General features: G+C 55.5%; 8 protein-coding genes. 5 read left to right on the top strand and 3 right to left on the bottom strand.

Translation table 11 applies throughout. The features are described 5' to 3' along the window. Window positions 1-41 precede the first annotated feature (41 nt). The 3 genes from FYZ48_RS01655 to FYZ48_RS01645 form a co-directional block, all read right to left on the bottom strand. Window positions 42-890 carry a hypothetical protein gene (locus FYZ48_RS01655; protein WP_149336861.1) on the bottom strand — a complete coding sequence of 283 codons (849 nt, stop codon included), beginning with the start codon at window positions 888-890 and terminating at the stop codon, window positions 42-44. 370 nt (window positions 891-1,260) lie between these two features. Further along, window positions 1,261-2,571: a Gfo/Idh/MocA family protein gene (locus FYZ48_RS01650; RefSeq protein WP_149336858.1), complete on the bottom strand. Its 1,311-nt coding sequence runs from the start codon at window positions 2,569-2,571 to the stop codon at window positions 1,261-1,263. A 444-nt stretch (window positions 2,572-3,015) separates the two neighbouring features. Continuing rightward, a complete protein-coding gene (locus FYZ48_RS01645) occupies window positions 3,016-3,162 on the bottom strand; it encodes a DUF3309 family protein (protein WP_145038113.1) in 147 nt (48 codons plus the stop codon). A gap of 2,048 nt (window positions 3,163-5,210) precedes the next feature. Between FYZ48_RS01645 and FYZ48_RS01640 the strand changes: the two genes are divergently transcribed. The 5 genes from FYZ48_RS01640 to FYZ48_RS01620 all read left to right on the top strand — a co-directional run bounded on the left by FYZ48_RS01640 (window position 5,211) and on the right by FYZ48_RS01620 (window position 17,207). Beyond that, window positions 5,211-8,192, top strand: a complete 2,982-nt coding sequence (locus FYZ48_RS01640) for a DUF1553 domain-containing protein (protein WP_187781825.1) — start codon at window positions 5,211-5,213, stop codon at window positions 8,190-8,192. A 61-nt stretch (window positions 8,193-8,253) separates the two neighbouring features. Further along, complete coding sequence (locus FYZ48_RS01635; protein ID WP_149336851.1) at window positions 8,254-9,663, top strand: DUF1501 domain-containing protein; 1,410 nt, start codon at window positions 8,254-8,256, stop codon at window positions 9,661-9,663. Between the two features lie 298 nt (window positions 9,664-9,961). After that, window positions 9,962-10,945 (top strand): phenylalanine--tRNA ligase subunit alpha, encoded by a 984-nt coding sequence (gene pheS, locus FYZ48_RS01630; protein WP_149336848.1) that lies wholly within the window; start codon window positions 9,962-9,964, stop codon window positions 10,943-10,945. A gap of 53 nt (window positions 10,946-10,998) precedes the next feature. After that, complete coding sequence (gene pheT, locus FYZ48_RS01625; protein ID WP_149336844.1) at window positions 10,999-13,449, top strand: phenylalanine--tRNA ligase subunit beta; 2,451 nt, start codon at window positions 10,999-11,001, stop codon at window positions 13,447-13,449. Between the two features lie 419 nt (window positions 13,450-13,868). Then, window positions 13,869-17,207: a DUF1553 domain-containing protein gene (locus FYZ48_RS01620; RefSeq protein WP_149336840.1), complete on the top strand. Its 3,339-nt coding sequence runs from the start codon at window positions 13,869-13,871 to the stop codon at window positions 17,205-17,207. Window positions 17,208-17,235 lie beyond the last annotated feature (28 nt).

The raw sequence follows: 17,235 nt of genomic DNA, 5'->3' as shown, positions 1-17,235 counted from the left end.
GCGATACAGTGCTGGGCAGAGTGTGAAATCGTGTTGGTCGATTATTCTTCAAAGTTAACCGGTGTGACCATATACACGGTCACGGTCTCTGCCTGGTCTTTCGTGTTCGAGACCGTTTTCACCACCAGCGTTTCCCCGAGATTCATTTCTGCCCTGGTGTTGACGCGTCGTACTGTGAGGCCGGGGACCGTGGTGCCGTTGACCTGGACCGCGTTCATAAAGTCCTGTTCTGAGATCTCAGGAGAGAAGCGGAGCAGGACTTTACCATTCTCCAGCAGATCCGGCTCGACTTTGCAGATGATGCCGAACTCTCTCCATTCGACTGAGAGCTGTCTGTCGTCTGCCGGGACCGGAATCGGAAATTCGCCGCCACTTTTAAAGGTCGCTGGTTTCCCCGGCCTAGTCACAATCTGCGGACTGGCATGCACCAGCTTGACTTTCCCCTCCCGTTTCAGCTTCGCGAAGACCGTTTCGGCGTTGCTGTAAATTGCGACTCCTGAATGAACCTGATTCACCGGCTTCGCAGCTGCTGCAAATTCTTCTGCAGCGTCCGGGGTGAGTTCCAGAATATAACAGCGGCACAAAATCTGAGCCGGCGTTCCCACCAGCTGTTGCAGTTGTTTTGCCTGGGTCTCCAATTCCGCCTGTTTCTGACGAATGCGTTGTTTGATCTGCAGGGAGAGTTCCCGCAATTTCTCTGCTTCAGTTTTCAGGCCCGCCGCCTGCAGTTGTTCTGTTGCCAGGCGAAGATGATCGAGGGCTGCTGGCCGCTGATTGGTTTCAGGGGTGACCTGTTTCAGCAGACCCGGACGCTCCTGCGGATCAGCAGCCAGGCAAACCGTACCAAAACAGAGCAGACAGGCAAAAACAATGCGACCAAGAACCGGCATCCTGAACCTCCTTGAAATTGGGCGAGCAACGGGAGACCGGATGCTATCAGTTCGGTACAAATTGTGTCAATGTGATCTGCTATCGCTCTGGTGGGTGTTTTAATTGCTACCACGAAATGCACGAAAGACACGAAAATTTTGCTGATGCAGGTTGGTGGCGTTACTAGAGTGGGTGGTACCGGATGTAATCCGGTATTGCCGGAGGCAACAGGAGGTTGCAGGGCAAACGATGTGAAGAGTACGCGCTCCTCAAGGTAAATTAATTTAGTTGGTGGCTCAGTTATGAATGGATCTCGTGAGCTGAGACCTCCTGCTCGCTGCGCTCGGCACGGATTACATTCGGGCTCACCCTTTCTTTGTTTGATCAGAATCACACTTCGGGCAGGACCCAGGGTTTGCGCCATTCTTCTCGGCCGCGGAGCTGGTTGGCGGCGTCGTCGTTTTTGAAGGTTTCGGTTTGGGGATCGAGAGTCAGTGTGCGGCCGACGCGGGCGGCGATGTTGCCGGCGTGGCAGAGGATGGAGGCCGGGTGACCTACTGTTTCCAGATCGCAGGCCGGTTTGCTGCGGGTCTTGATGCAGTCGAGAAAGTTGGCCACGTGCGGGCCGGCGTCGCTGTCCCCTTTGACTTCCTTGATCAGCTTGCCGCGCTCACCGTAAACGCGCCAGCGGCTATTGCCGATGGTCATGTGGGCTTTGTCGCCGTAGATGACGGCGCCTTCTGATTCGCCGTGGTAATGGTAGGGGGCCCAGATCCTCATTTCGTAGGTGAGTATCTTGGGCGTATCGCTCTGGTATTCGTAGGTGACTTGCAGAGTGTCGGGCCATTCCTGCATGTCGTCGAAGTACCATTTGCCGCCGGTCGCGGAAATTTTGGAGGGGAGCGAAATCGCGGCGTCGCCTTGTGCTTCACAAGCGGCATTGAGCGCGGCGAAGGCCATGTCGAGACGATGTACGCCGTCGTTGCCCAGGTCGCCGGTGCCATAATCGTGGAACCAGCGCCAGCGGCCATGGAAGCGGTTTTTGTTGAAGGGGCGTTTTTTGGCAGATCCGAGCCACATGTCGTAATCGACGGTGTCGGGGGGCGTGCTGTCGGGCGGGTAGCCGATGTTTCCCTGCCGGGTGCTTTCCCAGGCTTTGGCGACGAGGCAGCGACCAAGGGCGCCGCTGCGGATGTAGGCGAGGGCCGACTTCAGGCGTTCGGTGGACCGATGCTGAGAGCCCAGTTGCACGACGCGGTTGTGTTTTTTCATGGCGGCGACCATCCGCTGGCCTTCGATGATGTTGTGTCCGTCCGGCTTTTCGACGTAGACATCTTTGCCGGCCTGGCAGGCGAGGATCGTGGGGATGGCGTGCCAGTGATCGGGAGTGCCGACCACGATGGCGTCGAGACTGTTGTCGTCGAGCAGGTGACGGAAATCGCGGATGACCTCTGGTTGTTTGCCCTGCAGTTTGGTGACGGTGTCCACGGTGTTACCGAGGCGGGCGGAATCGATCTCGGCGATGGTGACGATTTCGGCCTGGGGATTTTCCGCGAAGTGACGGTTGAGAGCGGCAGCGCGACCGCCGGCACCGATCATGCCGACGCGGATGCGTTCGCTGGCGGCGGCTTTAGCAACCTGATCCAGGGAGAGAGTGGCCAGCCCGGCGGCTGAACCCTGTAGAAACGTCCTGCGGTCCATGGTGTGTGCTCCTGACTGGTGAGACACGGTGGTGGGAGACGGATAAACGAACTTTTATTATAGGATGCAGGGATTCGAGAGCAAAAGAAAACTGGGAGATAGTTTTTTTTCTACCACGAACGGCACGAAAAGCACGAAAGTCTGCTGACGCAGGTTGGTTGTGTTACGGGAGCGGATGTGGGTGGTACCGGATGTAATCCGGTATTGCCGGAGGCAACAGGATGTCGCAGAGCAAGCGATGTGAAGAGTATGCGTTCCTCAAGATGGGTTAATTTAGTTGGTGACTCTGTTGTGAATTGCTCTGGTGAGCTGAGACCTCCTGCTCGCTGCGCTTGGTCTTACCCGCCTGCTGGGGGATCTCGATTTCATTGTCGGGCTAGCCGGCAGATGGCACCCGACGTTACCGCGAACCTGCTGCGGTCGTCGGGTGGCTGGCTGATTCAATCATAAGAGTACCAGCAGCAGAATGATCAGCAGGATCAGGCCCAGTCCGCCGCTGGGTCCGTAACCCCAGCTACGACTGTATCCCCAGGTGGGGAGTGCACCGATAATAAACAGAATCAGAACGATCAGAAGTATGGTCTCCAACATGATGTGGTTCCTTTGCTAAACGTACCACAGCCCTCAACGGTCATTCGGCTGTTTTCTTGAATGGCTTCGATTTGCTGTGGAGGAGATAAGGCAGCTTGCGTGCCGAGGTGCGGAAAATGGGCCGGGAATTGTGAAACGGGACGGGAAACCCTTGGCACAACGGGAGATCCGACGGGGCTTTTTTTTGAGATTTCCGTTTGTTGTGATGCGTTGTGTACGGGGAAACGGTGTCTGTCTGCGGGCTGGTGAACCCGACTGATCGGCGAACCGCCAGTGGAGGACTGCTGGCTCAGTTGGAGGAGATGTGTTACCCAGGGAATCGGAATACAGTTGGTTGCTCTGTTGTGAATTGATCTTGTGAGCTGGGACCTCCTGCTCGCTGCGCTCGGCACGGATTACATTCGGGCTTACCCGGTTTGATCGTGGAATACGTGAAAGTTTTACTACCACGAAAGGCACGAAAGACACGAAAAATGCTGACGCAGGTTGGTTGTGTTATGGGAGCGGATGTGGGTGGTACCGGATGTAATCCGGTATTGCCGGAGGCAACAGGAGGTTGCAGGGTAAACGATGTGGAGAGTACGCTTTCCTCAAGGTAAATTAATTTAGTTGGTTGCTCAGTTGTGAATTGATCTGGTGCGCTGGGACCTCCTGCTCGCTGCGCTCGGTACGGATTTCATCCGCGCCCACCCGATGGGAACCCGAAATGGATTCGAAATTTACTACCACGAAAGACACGAAAGGCACGAAAATTTTGCTGACGCAGGTTGGTTGTGTTATGGGAGCGGATGGGGGTGGTACCGGATGTAATCCGGTATTGCCGGAGGCAACAGGAGGTCGCAGAGCAGACGATGTGGAGAGTACGCGTTCCTCAAGGTAAATTAATTTAGTTGGTGGCTCAGTTATGAATGGATCTCGTGAGCTGAGATCTCCTGCTCGCTGCGCTCGGCACGGATTGCATCCGCGCCCACCCGGTTTGATTGTGGAATACGTGAAATTTATTTACTACCACGAAAGGCAGGAAATTCTTTCTGATGCCGATTGGCATTGGTGGTTGTTTCTCTACCTTACTGCTGCTGAGCCGATGGGTATGATTGTCGGATTCGGGAACCATGGTAAATGGTATTTGAGTTCGTGAGTCACGAGGTGGGTGGGCACGTGGGCACCGCCCCTGCGTTTATGGTGAGGTGCGGTTTTTCTATTAGGGTGGTTGCTCATTCCGTTTCCTGCTCGTTGTGCTCGGGCCGAATGGCATTCGGGTTTATTCTTGATTTGGGGACTCTGGTTTTGGTTGTGGTTTCCTGTATTGATGATTTTGTGTAATGGCGTGTGGGGGTCAAGGGGGAATCGTGTATTGAGTGTGGGGTGAGGTGTGTTGAGTTTGCAGTGAGTCTGTGTCGAAATGCGTTGAGTGTGCTGCGAGATGATTTGAAAATGGACGGGACATTGCGAACCTGTGATGTTTGTTCTGGTGAAAAACTGGAAAAATCGACGCTGATTCAGGTGCATCTGAGTCAGTTGTGGTCCGTGTTTCGGTGCACGCATCACCCGCCTCGCGCGCGAAGCACAATTGCACAAGAATACGATTCGGAGAGTGACGATCAAGTCCAGTTTATGCAGCAAGTGCAGCTGGTCTTCAGTGGTGGGCAAGCTGAACTGAGAGCATGATCAGCAGGAGACAATGCAGACCATTGAAGCGTTGAAAATGGGATACACTTCACACGTGTTTTTTGAAGTCTTGTTTATTTATTTCGTTAATAAAAAGCGGTTGTTGTTGATGTGGCGGAAATAGGAAGTTGTGTGGATGAAATTCCGGTCTGGAAGAGGGACGAAATGGATTTTTCGGGGGGAATACGAGTAAAAGTATCAAAATGCGTTGTTATTTAGTTCATCGAGTGCCTGTGTGGGTTTATAATCGACGATGATTGAAATTCAGGCCCTTTTAACGTCTCTCCATCCCTCCCGGTCTGAATCAATCCATCAGAGTCTGCTTTCCCAAAGCGTATTGAGTGCGTTCATCATTAAAAGCTTCGAGAAGGAGAACTCCCTTGCGTTCTTTCCTGATTTCCTCCTGCCTGACACTCCTCGTATCTTCCGCTGTGCTGGTGACGGATTCCCGTGCCGCTGACAAGGTGTCTGTAACGAAGGTCTCACCACAGGCGGGCATTGAATTTTTTGAAAACAAGATCCGCCCGGTACTGGTGGAGCACTGTTACGATTGCCATTCGGGGGAACCTGATCCCGAGAGTGCGTCGTTTGTGCTGGACAGTCGCGCGGGGATGTTGCAGGGGGGCGATTCCGGGAAAGCGGTCGTGCCGGGAAATGTCAAACAGAGTCTGATTCTGCAGGCGCTGGAACATGATCCCGATTTTTACGCGATGCCGCCGGATGAGAAGTTGCCCGTAGCAGTGATCGCCGACTTCCGGAAATGGATTCAGATGGGGGCACCCGATCCACGGAAGGGAGATGTGCCTGCCCGTAAGCAAGTCAACGCTGATCAGGGATTTGATTTTGACAAGGAACGTGAGTTCTGGTCGTTTCGTCCGTTGACTCGTCCCGAGGTTCCTAAAGTCAAACAACAGGATTGGCCGCGAAATGATGTGGACCGGTTCATTCTGAATCGGCTGGAAGCGAAGTCGATGCAGCCGGCAGCGGCAGCAGATCGACGTACGCTGGTGCGTCGGGTTTATTTTGATCTGACGGGACTGCCACCGACGCCGCAACAGATTCAGGAGTTTGTGAACGATCCATCGCCGCAGGCGTACGAGCATCTGGTCGATCGGCTGCTGGATTCGCCTCGTTTCGGGGAGACATGGGGGCGTCACTGGCTGGATCTGGCCCGCTATGCGGATTCGAACGGGCTGGATATTAACCTCACGTTTTACAATGCGTGGCGGTACCGGGATTATGTCATCCAGGCGTTCAACGAAGATAAGCCATACGATGAGTTCATCCGCGAGCAGATTGCCGGCGATCTGCTGCCTTACGAAAACGATGCCGAGCGGACGCGGAATATTGTGGCGACTGGTTTCCTGGTGATGGGCGCGAAAATGCTCAGCGAGCGGGATAAAGAAAAGCTGCGAATGGATGTGGTCGACGAGCAGATCGATGTGACGGGCCGGGCGTTTATGGGGATGACCCTGGGATGTGCCCGCTGTCACGATCATAAGTTTGATCCGATTCCGATGACCGATTATTACGCACTGGCGGGGATCTTCCGCAGTACGGAGACGGTGCACGGCAATCGTCTGAATAACCAGTTCGTCTCGGGCTGGATGACGCGGCCGCTGCCGATCAAGCCGGAACATGCGGCTGCGATCAAGAAATATGAAGCCGACCTGGCAAAGCTGGAAACCGAGTTGAAGGACGATTCCGAAGCCTTGAAGAAACTGCAGGGCGGAACCCCACAGCAGACCAAACTGGAAGCACTGGCGGGGATTGTCGTCGATGATGCCCAGGCGCAGAAGACCGGGGCCTGGAAGGAATCCACCTATTCCAAGAATTACCTGGGGGTCGGTTATGTGCACGACTTGAATGAAGGGCAGGGGAAGAAGTCGATTCGGTTCACTCCTGATCTGCCGGCCGCCGGGAAGTATGAAGTCCGCTTTGCCTTTCCAGCAAACCGAGGTCGCGCGAAACGGACGCCGGTGACGATTCATTCGTTACAGGGGGCGAAGACGGTTTACGTCGATCAGACGAAGTCGGGGCCGATCGACGGGATCTTCACTTCGCTGGGGACGTTTGAGTTTGCGGCCGGGGAAGCCGGTTACGTCGAGGTTACCAACAAAGACACGTACGGCTACGTGATTGTCGATGCCATGCAGTTCCTGCCGCAGTTCAAGTTGCCAAAGCAGCGAGACGTGCTGGTGGCGCAGAAGCCAACTGGCGGGGCTGCTGCAGCGACACATGAGAAAAAGGTTGAAACGTTACAGGCGCGTGTGCAGCAGTTGAAGGCGGACCTTAAGAAGTTGAAAGAGAACGCACCGCCGCCCGCACCGATGGCACTGGCAGTGGGTGAGCAGCCGGACCCTGCGGATTATCGGATTGCCCGGCGGGGGAATATTCACCAACTGGGTGATAAGGTTGATCGAGGCTTCCTGACGATTGCAACTTTGAAAGAGCAGCCCGCGGTGAGTCCGAAACAGAGTGGACGCCTGGAACTGGCGGAGTGGCTGAGCCGTTCGCAGAATCCGCTGACGAGCCGTGTGATGGTGAACCGGATTTGGAAGCATCTGTTTGGCAACGGCCTGGTGCGGAGCGTCGATAACTTCGGCCACCTGGGCGAGCAGCCAACGCATCCGGAACTTCTGGACTACCTCGCGCAGCGGTTCGTTTCGGAGGGCTGGTCGATGAAGACGCTGATTCGCGAGATCATGGTGAGCAGTGCTTACCGGATGAGTTCGGACTTCAGTGCAGACAAGTATCAGAAAGATCCGGGTAACCACCTGGTATGGCGGATGAACCGCAGACGGTTGTCAGCAGAGAGCATTCGTGATTCGGTATTGACGGTTTCCGGGAAACTGGATTTGACGATGGGCGGTTCGGTGGTCTCCGATTATCCGGAGCAGGCGATCAACCCAAACAGTAATAAAAAGCTGGGGTCGAATCCGAGCGAGTTTCGCCGGAGCGTTTATCTGCCGATTGTGCGGGGGAGTGTGCCTTCCGCGCTGACTGTGTTTGATTTTCCCGCCCCGGAAATGCTGGTGGGGAATCGATCGGTCACCACGGTGCCCGCCCAGGCGCTGTTTATGATGAACAGCCCGTTTGTGATCTCCCAGGCGGAAGCAACCGCCGAGCGGATTTTGAAAGACGAACAACAGAGTGATCGCGAGCGGATCTCACAATTGTACCTGACCTGCCTGGGACGCGAGGCAAGTGACAAAGAGCAGTCCGAGGCACTGCAGTACATCGATTCGCTGTTCGGGCTGAATCTGAAAGAGAATGACGACAAGAATCAGGCCCGTCAGAAAGCGTGGGCTTCGTACTGTCAGATTCTGTTTGCTTCGACCGAGTTTCGCTTTTTGAATTAGACTGACAACTGAAACCTGAGTTTCGAGTTGGTTTACTGTTATAGAGAGAGTTAGATAGGCTATGGATTCACTGAATTTCTCCCGACGTCAGATGTTGAAGTCTTCGGCTTGCGGTTTCGGATATATGGCCCTGGCGGGCTTAAGTGCGGAAGCGGCGCTCAAGAGTGCGTCGCCGCTCGCGTCGAAGGAGCCGCATTTTACGCCGCGGGCGAAGCGGGTGATCTTTCTATTCATGCATGGCGGACCGAGCCACGTGGATACGTTCGACTATAAGCCCCGGTTGAATAAGGAGGATGGTCAGCGTCTGCCTTTCAAGGCGGCGAAAAATATCGATCAGTCATCGCGGGATAATCTGCGGCTGATGAAGTCTCCCTGGAAGTTCAAGCAGCGGGGAGAGAGTGGCCTGTGGATTTCGGAACTGTTTGATAACGTGGCGGAGCATGCGGACGATTTGTGCGTGATCAATTCGATGCACACCAACGGCCAGTCGCATGGGCAGGCGGTGATGAAGCTGCATACCGGTTCGGACAGCCTGGTGCGTCCTTCGGTCGGCTCGTGGATGGTGTATGGACTGGGGACCGAGAACAATAATCTGCCCGGGTTCATTTCGATCTGTCCTTCACGGGGGCATGGGGGCGTGCGGAATTACGGGAGCGCGTTTCTACCTGCGGTTTTCCAGGGGACGGCGATTGGCGATGCGGATACCAAAGCGAAAGAGGCGCAGATCAAGTTCCTGGCAAACAACAGCACGTCGGCCCTCGAGCAACGGAAACAGCTGTCTTTACTGCAGGCGATGAACGAACGGCATCTGAAAGAGGTTAAAGTCGATAATGAGATCGAAGGGGTGATTAACTCCTACGAGCTGGCTTTCCGGATGCAGTCAGAAGTGCCCACGCTGATGGATTTGAGTGCGGAGACGAAAGAGACGCACGCACTGTATGGGATCGATGATAAGACGACGGAGAACTTCGGGCGTCAGTGTCTGATGGCGCGACGGTTCGCCGAGGCGGGCGTGCGTTACATTGAAGTCGCGCTGGGGAACAATCGCTGGGATCAGCACAGTGGACTCAAGAGTGGTCACGAACGGAACTCGCAACAGGTCGACAAGCCGATCGCCGGTCTGCTGGCGGATCTGAAGCAGCGCGGGTTGCTGGAAGATACGCTGGTTGTCTGGGGCGGTGAATTCGGCCGGACTCCAATCGCCCAGGGGAAGAACGGCCGCGATCATAATCCGCAGGGATACACGATGTGGCTGGCAGGAGCCGGGGTGAAGAAGGGACATGTGCACGGGGCGACTGATGAGTATGGATACTATGCGACGCGTGACAAGGTGCATATCCATGATCTGCATGCGACGCTGCTGCATCTGATGGGCATGGATCACAAGCGGCTGACTTACCGTTATGCGGGCCGCGACTTCCGGCTGACCGATGTTTACGGCGAAGTCGTACATGAGATTATGACCAGCTAAACAGGACCGATCACAGGAGGGAACCTGATCATTCTGAAGACTGTCCACAGGGAAAGGATTCCTGCGATGTTTCTCGATTCTGTTCAAAAGCCCTTAAACCGAAAGCGTTTAAGGGGTTCTGATGACGCGAGTGCCCCCGCTGTGGGTGGTTGCAGAATTTCGCTGGAATCGGTACAATCCTTTGCTTTGGTGGGCTTTGCGCGCAACTCGTTGTCAATCCTTGAGATATGTGCCTGTTGCGAATCTGTAAAGTGCTGAAATCCAGTCTTAGAGAACTTTGAAAACCTGAAGAATTATAATGGCTGACAACAACGACGCGCTGGTCGAAGCAGCGGTAGAGAGTATGGCGGCTGCCACAACACTTGCCGAGCTGGATGAGGTGCGTGTCCAGTACCTGGGGAAAAAGGGAAAACTGAGAGCCCTGCAGGCCGAACTGAAATCGCTGTCTCCCGAGGAGAAGCGTGAATTCGGAAAGATGCTCAACAGCGTCAAAGAACGAATTCAGGGTGCCTTGAATGATCGCAAAGAGGCTCTGGAAGCCAGCGAGAAATCGGGGCCGGACCTCGAGATGGTCGATGTGACACTGCCCGGCGTACGCACGCTGCCGGGGCACCGCCATCCGCTGATCGCGACGATGGAAGAGGTGAAATCGATTCTGCTTGGTCTGGGATTTCGTTACGACGATTACCCGGAAGTCGAATCGGAGTTCTTCAACTTTGATGCCTTGAACACGCCCGACTGGCATCCCGCGCGGGACATGCACGACTCGTTCTACACCACCAAAGGGAACGTGCTGCGAACCCATACGTCGGCGTTCCAGACACGGGCGATGAAGCAGTTCGGTCCGCCACCCTTGCGGGCGATGACCTCGGGACGCTGTTACCGGCGGGACGAGATAGACGCGTCGCACTTTCCGATTTTCCATCAGCTGGACGTGATCGCCATTGATGAGAATATCAGTTTTGCGGATCTGAAATGGGTGTTGTACCAGGTGGCCAGCAGTCTGTTTGGTGACGACGTGCAGCTCCGGTTCCGCCCGAGTTATTTCCCGTTCACCACGCCGAGCGCGGAAGTGGATGTGATGTTCAACGGGAAGTGGCTGGAGATTCTGGGCGCGGGAATGATTCGTCCCGAAGTCCTGGAAGCCGGCGGTGTCGACCCCGAGAAATGGCAGGGCTTTGCCTTTGGCCTGGGTCTGGACCGGATGGCGATGATCCGGCACGGCATTACCGACATCCGCTACATGTATGAAAACGAAGAAGCGTTTTTACGTCAGTTCTAATTATTCTTGCGGAACACTCACTGACGTAATTTTTCTGGCATAGAGAGAAAACGATGCACATTAATACTGGTTGGTTGCGCGATTACCTGTCGGCGGATTGCAAAGAGAGCGAACTGCTGGATGCCCTGATGACGGTCGGGCTGGAAATCGAAGAAGAACATCACCTGGGCCAGGCCCTGGCGCCCATCCGGATCGGTTTTATCCGGGAGAAGAAGCCGCTGGCGGGTGCAGATCATCTGTTCGAATGCCAAGTGGAAATCGAAAAAGGGAAGCTGATTACCATCATCTGTGCGACCGCGCATCCGGTGGAAGTGGGCTGGGGTGTGCCCGTGGCATTGGCCGGTACGAAGCTGCCCAGCGGGGCCCTGATTTCCGAGGGTAAGATTAAAGGGACATTGTCCCAGGGAATGATCTGCCTGGACGGTGAAATGGGGCTGATCGCCCGTTCGACGGGGCTGCAGGTCTTTGAAGACGAAGCCACGCTGGGAGCCAGCCTGCCATCGGTCGCTCCGATTGAAGAATCGCTGGTGGAAGTCTCGGTACTGCCGAACCGTCCCGACTGCCTGGGGATGATCGGTGTGGCCCGCGAAGTGGCTGCCGTCCTGGACATGGAATTGAAATATCCGAGTGCCCGTGAATTGAGTTCTACGGGTGCGGGTGATGCGGTGGCTGTTGAGATTGCCGACGATTCACTCTGCTCACGTTATACATGCCAGGTATTTGACGGCGTCCAGGTGCGGAAGTCGCCTCACTGGCTGCAGAGCCGTTTGCAGACGGCCGGTCTGCGGGCGATCAACAATGTGGTCGACATCACCAACTTCGTGATGCTGGAATGGGGACAGCCGCTGCATGCTTTCGATTTTGACAGCCTGAAAGGGAACAAGATCGAAGTCCGCCGGATTAAAGAAGGCGAAACCCTGAAGCTGCTGGATGAGACAGAAGTCGATGCCAAAGAGCAGCCGCTGGTGATTGCCGACGGCGAAAAACCGATCGCTTTGGCCGGGATCATGGGAGGCGCGGATTCGCAGACAACGAATGAGTCGAAGCGGATTCTGCTGGAGTCGGCCTGTTTCGATCCGGTCTGCATCCGGACTTCGTCCCGCAAGCTGAAGATCAGCACGGATTCTTCCTATCGTTTCGAGCGGGGAACCGATCCGAACGGGATGCTGAGCGGCGCGTTCAACCGGGCTGCAGAGCTGCTACAGGATCCGGAACTCTCCGGAGCTAAACCGGCTTCGCCCGTGACGGACAGTTACCCGAACGTCAAACAGCCGACACAGTTCCCCCTGGATGCGCCACGTATTTCGAAAATCCTGGGGGCAGAGATTACTAATCAGCAGATTACGGACTGTCTGTCCAAGCTGGAAATGACGCACGACGACAAGACCATTTCGGTGCCGACCTGGCGGGTGGATGTGAATAATCCGGTGGTGCTGGCCGAGGATGTGGCCCGGCTGTTGCGTTATGACAGTATCGTAATGAAGCCAATGGTGGCGACTACAACTAAAGGGCGATATTCCGAAGCGGATACGCTGCGAAGCAAAATTGCGAGCTTCCTGACCGGTAACGGATTCCTGGAAAGCCGGACTCCGCCGCTGACGACCGAACAGACCGCGCTGGCGTTCAGCCAGTGGCCAGGCGAATCGATTCAGGTGCAGAACCCAATTTCGAAAGAGATGACGACGCTGCGTCAGAGTCTGGTGGGGAGTCTGGTGGAAGTCGCAGAGCGAAATGCCCGCCGCGGGGCCAGCAGTTTCCGCTTCTTCGAAATCGACCGGACCTTCCGCGAGAACAATTCTGAAAACGATGAACGGTGGATGGTCGGCGGTGTACTGGGCGGCCCGATCAATGACGCTGCCTGGATTGCCCGGGAGAGCGAGATCGACTTCCTGCGTGCCAAGGGGCTGCTGGAAAACCTGCTGGCACATCTGGAAGTCGAGCAGGTCACCTACACCAATGAAGAGCCGGCCCTGGGATATCGGGTCGAAGAGTTCGCCGTGATTTCACATGACGGCGAGCGGATTGGGGCCCTGGGACGTATCGATCTGGGAGCCCTGGGAATCAAAGACCGGGCACGCGTGCCCCTGTATGGTTTCGAGCTGGATATCTCAACGCTGCTGAAGGGGAGAGGACCGGCCCGGATGTTCGCCGGTCTGGCACGGACCCAGGTGATTGCCCGCGATATTTCGATTCTGGTACCCGTCGATCTGCCTTACCTGGAGATCGAGCGGTCACTGGAGAATGCCTTCGCCGCTGCTGTGGAGAATCTGGAGACGGAACCCCGCAAGGAGAGCGAAGGGGAGATCAGCCTGCAGCCGAAGCTGGAGAGCGTGGTCTGCATCGATACCTTCGTCGGTGAGAGCGTGGGAGAGGGGGCAAAGAGCCTGACGATCCGGATGCTGTTCCGCGATGCGAACCATACGCTGACTTCGGGTGAAGCGCAGCAGATGATGGACTTTGTCGTGAAGCAGTTGCAGTCCGAACATGGAGCAGTTCAGCGGTAACGGTCGCTGCTGCCGCCGATGCAATCGATTGAATTCAAAGCACACCTCAACAGTTTGGGGTGTGCTTTTTTCGTTGGGGGAGAGGGTGTCTTTTGCTGAACAGTTTGCCCTTTTCCAGTTCGCGGCAAAGGGTATAACCGGTTGTCATCCTGGGCCGTGTCGCACATTGATTTCGCGGCGTTTCTGCTGAACGGGGACCAGCTGTCACATCAGAGCGGACTGAGGCAGATTCCAGCAATTTCAGAAAGTGCCGAAGATCTTTCAGACTGTGGTTGAAAGTGCACCTGGAATAGATTATATATTATATATAATCAGTTTGCTGTCAGGCTGATCCTTCCGACCCAAGCTTCATTCCCGTGTAATCAATCAAGCGCCTAAGTATTGTCAGTTACATTACAAGCGTGCCAGGATGCTGAGCTATGAGACGACTGTTGCTGTTGGCATTTGGATTCTTCTGCCTCGTTTCTGCGGTCGAGAAACGTACGTTAATCGCGGCGGAAGCGGATCTGAAGCAGGCGGAATTCTTCGAGAAACGGATTCGTCCGTTGCTGATTGCCGAATGTTATGACTGCCATAGTGAAGATTCCATCGAGAGCGGGTTACGTGTCGATTCGCTGTCAGGATTGATTCGAGGGGGCGAACGTGGTCCTGCCCTGGTGCCGGGCAAGCCGAAAGAGAGCCTGCTGATCAGCGCGGTCCAGCACAGCGGGCAGCTGCATATGCCCCTCAAAGATAAACTGAGCCAGAAGGCGATTGCCGATCTGATTCAATGGGTTGAAGCAGGCGCATACTGGCCGAACGCGAAACCGATCTCGGAAATCCGCAAAGAAGCAGAGAGAGATACGGGGCCGCTGTTTACGAAAGCGGAGCAGGAGTTCTGGGCCTTTCAACCGCCGCGGGAACCTGCGGTGCCACAAACCCGGAACCGGGAGTGGGCACAGCAGCCGCTGGATCAGTTTGTGCTGGTGCGTCTGGAACAGGCGGACGCGGAGCCGGCCTCACGCGCGGATAAGCGGACACTGATCAGGCGGGCGACGTTCGATCTGATCGGCCTCCCTCCGACGAATAAGGAAGTCCAAGCATTTCTGGCCGACGATTCCCCGGATGCGTTTGCGAAAGTGATTGACCGTCTGCTGGCATCACCGCGCTATGGTGAACGCTGGGGGCGGCACTGGCTGGACGTGGCACGCTATGCCGATTCGAACGGTCTCGATGAAAACCTGTCGTATGCGAACGCGTTCCGCTATCGGGATTATGTGATCGCCGCCTTCAACCAGGATAAGCCTTTCGATCAGTTTGTGCAGGAACAACTGGCGGGGGATATTCTTGCAAATCAACCAGGGGCGGAGAACCGTCCCGAGAAAATCACTGCGACCGGCTTCCTGTCGATCGGGGCCAAGATGCTGGCCGAAGATGACCAGGTCAAAATGCAGATGGATATCATCGACGAACAGCTGGATACTGTGGGGCGGACTTTCATGGGACTGACCCTGGGGTGCGCCCGCTGCCATTCACATAAGTTCGATCCGATTCCGATTGAAGACTACTATTCACTGGCGGGGATCTTCAAAAGTACAAAGACGATGGAGAACTTCAAGGTGGTCGCCCGCTGGCAGGAACAGATGCTGGCCAGTCCGGAAGAGATCCAGGCGCTGGAGCAGCAGCAACAGCAGATCGCGAAGCTGGATGCTGAGATCAAGCAGATCGTGAAACAGGCGGATGAACGGTTTCTGAGTGCAGCGCGAAAGCGGTCCCGCGAATATCTGCTGGCGTCTGCGATTAAAAACTATCACGATCAACTGTTGAAATCGACCGGTCCGATTGGTGCCGACCCCGGTGCTTATAAGTCGCATGCGGCAATCCTGGTCGAAGCGGAAAACTTTCAGACCGGTAACGTGAAGAAAGCGACGACCGGGTACGGCGAGGGGATTGGCGTTATCTATAACAAGGGGACGCTCCCCAACATTGCCGAGTATGAAATTGAGGTCCCGAAAACCGGCCGCTATCAGCTGGAAATTCGCTATGCGGCGGCCCAGTCCCGGCCGGTGGAACTTTCGATCAACGGTGAGCTGGTCAAGAAAGATGCGGCCAGCGCGGTGACCGGCAGCTGGTATCCCAAGTCGCAAGAGTGGAAGGTGGAAGGTTTCTATACACTCAAGCAGGGCAAGAACCGGGTGCGGCTGGAGAGCAAGATTCCCTTTCCGCATATTGATAAGCTATTGATTGCAGAGCCCCGCACCGCGACTGAGCAGCCCGGAGGAGTGCTGGCTGAGATCCCGGTTCCGGAGAATCTGGTTTCGAGCCTGACGCTGCAGTGGGCTTCATTGATTAAAAAGTCTGCTGAAGACCAGGACTCGCCATTTGCTATCTGGAATCATCTGATTCAAACAGGATCGGTGCCCGAAACGTTGAATCCCAAATGGGTACGCTTCAGTGGATTGAATGAACTTCCGGAGAAAGAGCGGATTTTGAAAGCTGCTGCACTTTACGGTACTCTATTCGAGGAAGTGCTGGCAGAGTGGGAGGCTTATCAGAAAACGGAAGCCGGGAAAGAGGCGCAGGGACTGCCTGACCCACAGCGGGAAAAGCTGCGGCAGATGCTGACCGATGCGAAGTCACTATTTGCCTTACCCTCAGATCGGGAGACCTGGTATGAAGCGCCGGCTCAAGAGAAACTGACTGCCCGGCGTGAGCAGAAGAAACAGCAGGAAGCGGCTTTGCCCGTCTACCCGACGGCGATGTCGGTCTCCGAGCAGAAGCCGGAAAACTTGAAAGTGCATTTGCGGGGCAGCCATTTCACGCTGGGGAAAGAGGTTCCCCGGCAGTTCCTGCAGATTATTGAGGGGGAAGAGCAGACACCCATCGATGACCAGCACAGCGGTCGCCTGAAACTGGCCGAGTGGCTGACCAGCGGTTCGCATCCGCTGACGGCACGCGTGATGGTGAACCGCATCTGGCGGTGGCACTTTGGTGACGGACTGGTCAGAACGCCGGACAACTTCGGAAAACTGGGAGAACGTCCTACGCATCCGGAACTTTTGGACTGGCTGGCGGTGCAGTTTGTGAAACAGGGCTGGTCGATCAAAGAGATGCATCGGCTGATCATGCTTTCGTCAACGTACCAGATGAGTTCTGAGTACAACCCCGAACTGGCGGGACGCGATCCCGAGAACCGCCTGTTGTGGCGTGTGAATCGCAAGCGTCTGGAAGCGGAGGCGATCCGGGATTCGATTCTGAAGGTGTGCGGCAATCTCGACCTGGAGATGGGCGGTTCGATGCTGGGTGTCGAGAACCGGAAGTATGTCACCAGTACGCGTAACGTCAATCCTGTGATGTATCAGACCAATCGGCGTTCGGTTTATCTGCCGATTGTGAGAAGTGCGTTGTATGAAGTTTTGCAGGCCTTTGATTTTGCCGATCCGAGTGTTCTATCCGGGAACCGGGTACATACGACGGTTGCGCCGCAGGCCTTATTCATGATGAACAGCGATTTCATCATGCAGCAAACCAGCGACTTTGCAGAGCAGGTACTACACGAGACTCACCTGGATCGGGCGGGGAAGGTTAAGCTGGTCTACGAGCGGGTTTTTAGTCGACCGGCGAGCGAGTTAGAGGTATCGCGGGCACTGGCTTACATGGATCAGTATCGGCAGGAACTCGAGCCGCTGAAGATGAAACCGGAAGAGCAGGAGCAGCGGACCTGGCAGAGCCTGTGCCGGGTGCTGATTTCTTCGAACGAGTTTCTGTTTTTGGATTGAGGGAAAACATTGCGGGAATGAAGATTCC

It is taken from the genome of Gimesia chilikensis (genome assembly GCF_008329715.1).
GTDB lineage: Bacteria > Planctomycetota > Planctomycetia > Planctomycetales > Planctomycetaceae > Gimesia > Gimesia chilikensis.
The sequence above is the reverse complement of the archived record's forward strand: the minus strand, read 5'-3'. Positions and strand labels throughout refer to the sequence as shown.

Bases quoted from the DNA above. Each gene is read 5' to 3' on its own strand.
- pheS (WP_149336848.1), top strand. From the start codon at position 9,962: ATGGCTGACAACAACGACGCGCTGGTCGAAGCAGCGGTAGAGAGTATG.
- FYZ48_RS01620 (WP_149336840.1), top strand. From the start codon at position 13,869: ATGAGACGACTGTTGCTGTTGGCATTTGGATTCTTCTGCCTCGTTTCT.
- FYZ48_RS01635 (WP_149336851.1), top strand. From the start codon at position 8,254: ATGGATTCACTGAATTTCTCCCGACGTCAGATGTTGAAGTCTTCGGCT.
- FYZ48_RS01655 (WP_149336861.1), bottom strand. From the start codon at position 890: ATGCCGGTTCTTGGTCGCATTGTTTTTGCCTGTCTGCTCTGTTTTGGT.
- pheT (WP_149336844.1), top strand. From the start codon at position 10,999: ATGCACATTAATACTGGTTGGTTGCGCGATTACCTGTCGGCGGATTGC.
- FYZ48_RS01645 (WP_145038113.1), bottom strand. From the start codon at position 3,162: ATGTTGGAGACCATACTTCTGATCGTTCTGATTCTGTTTATTATCGGT.
- FYZ48_RS01650 (WP_149336858.1), bottom strand. From the start codon at position 2,571: ATGGACCGCAGGACGTTTCTACAGGGTTCAGCCGCCGGGCTGGCCACT.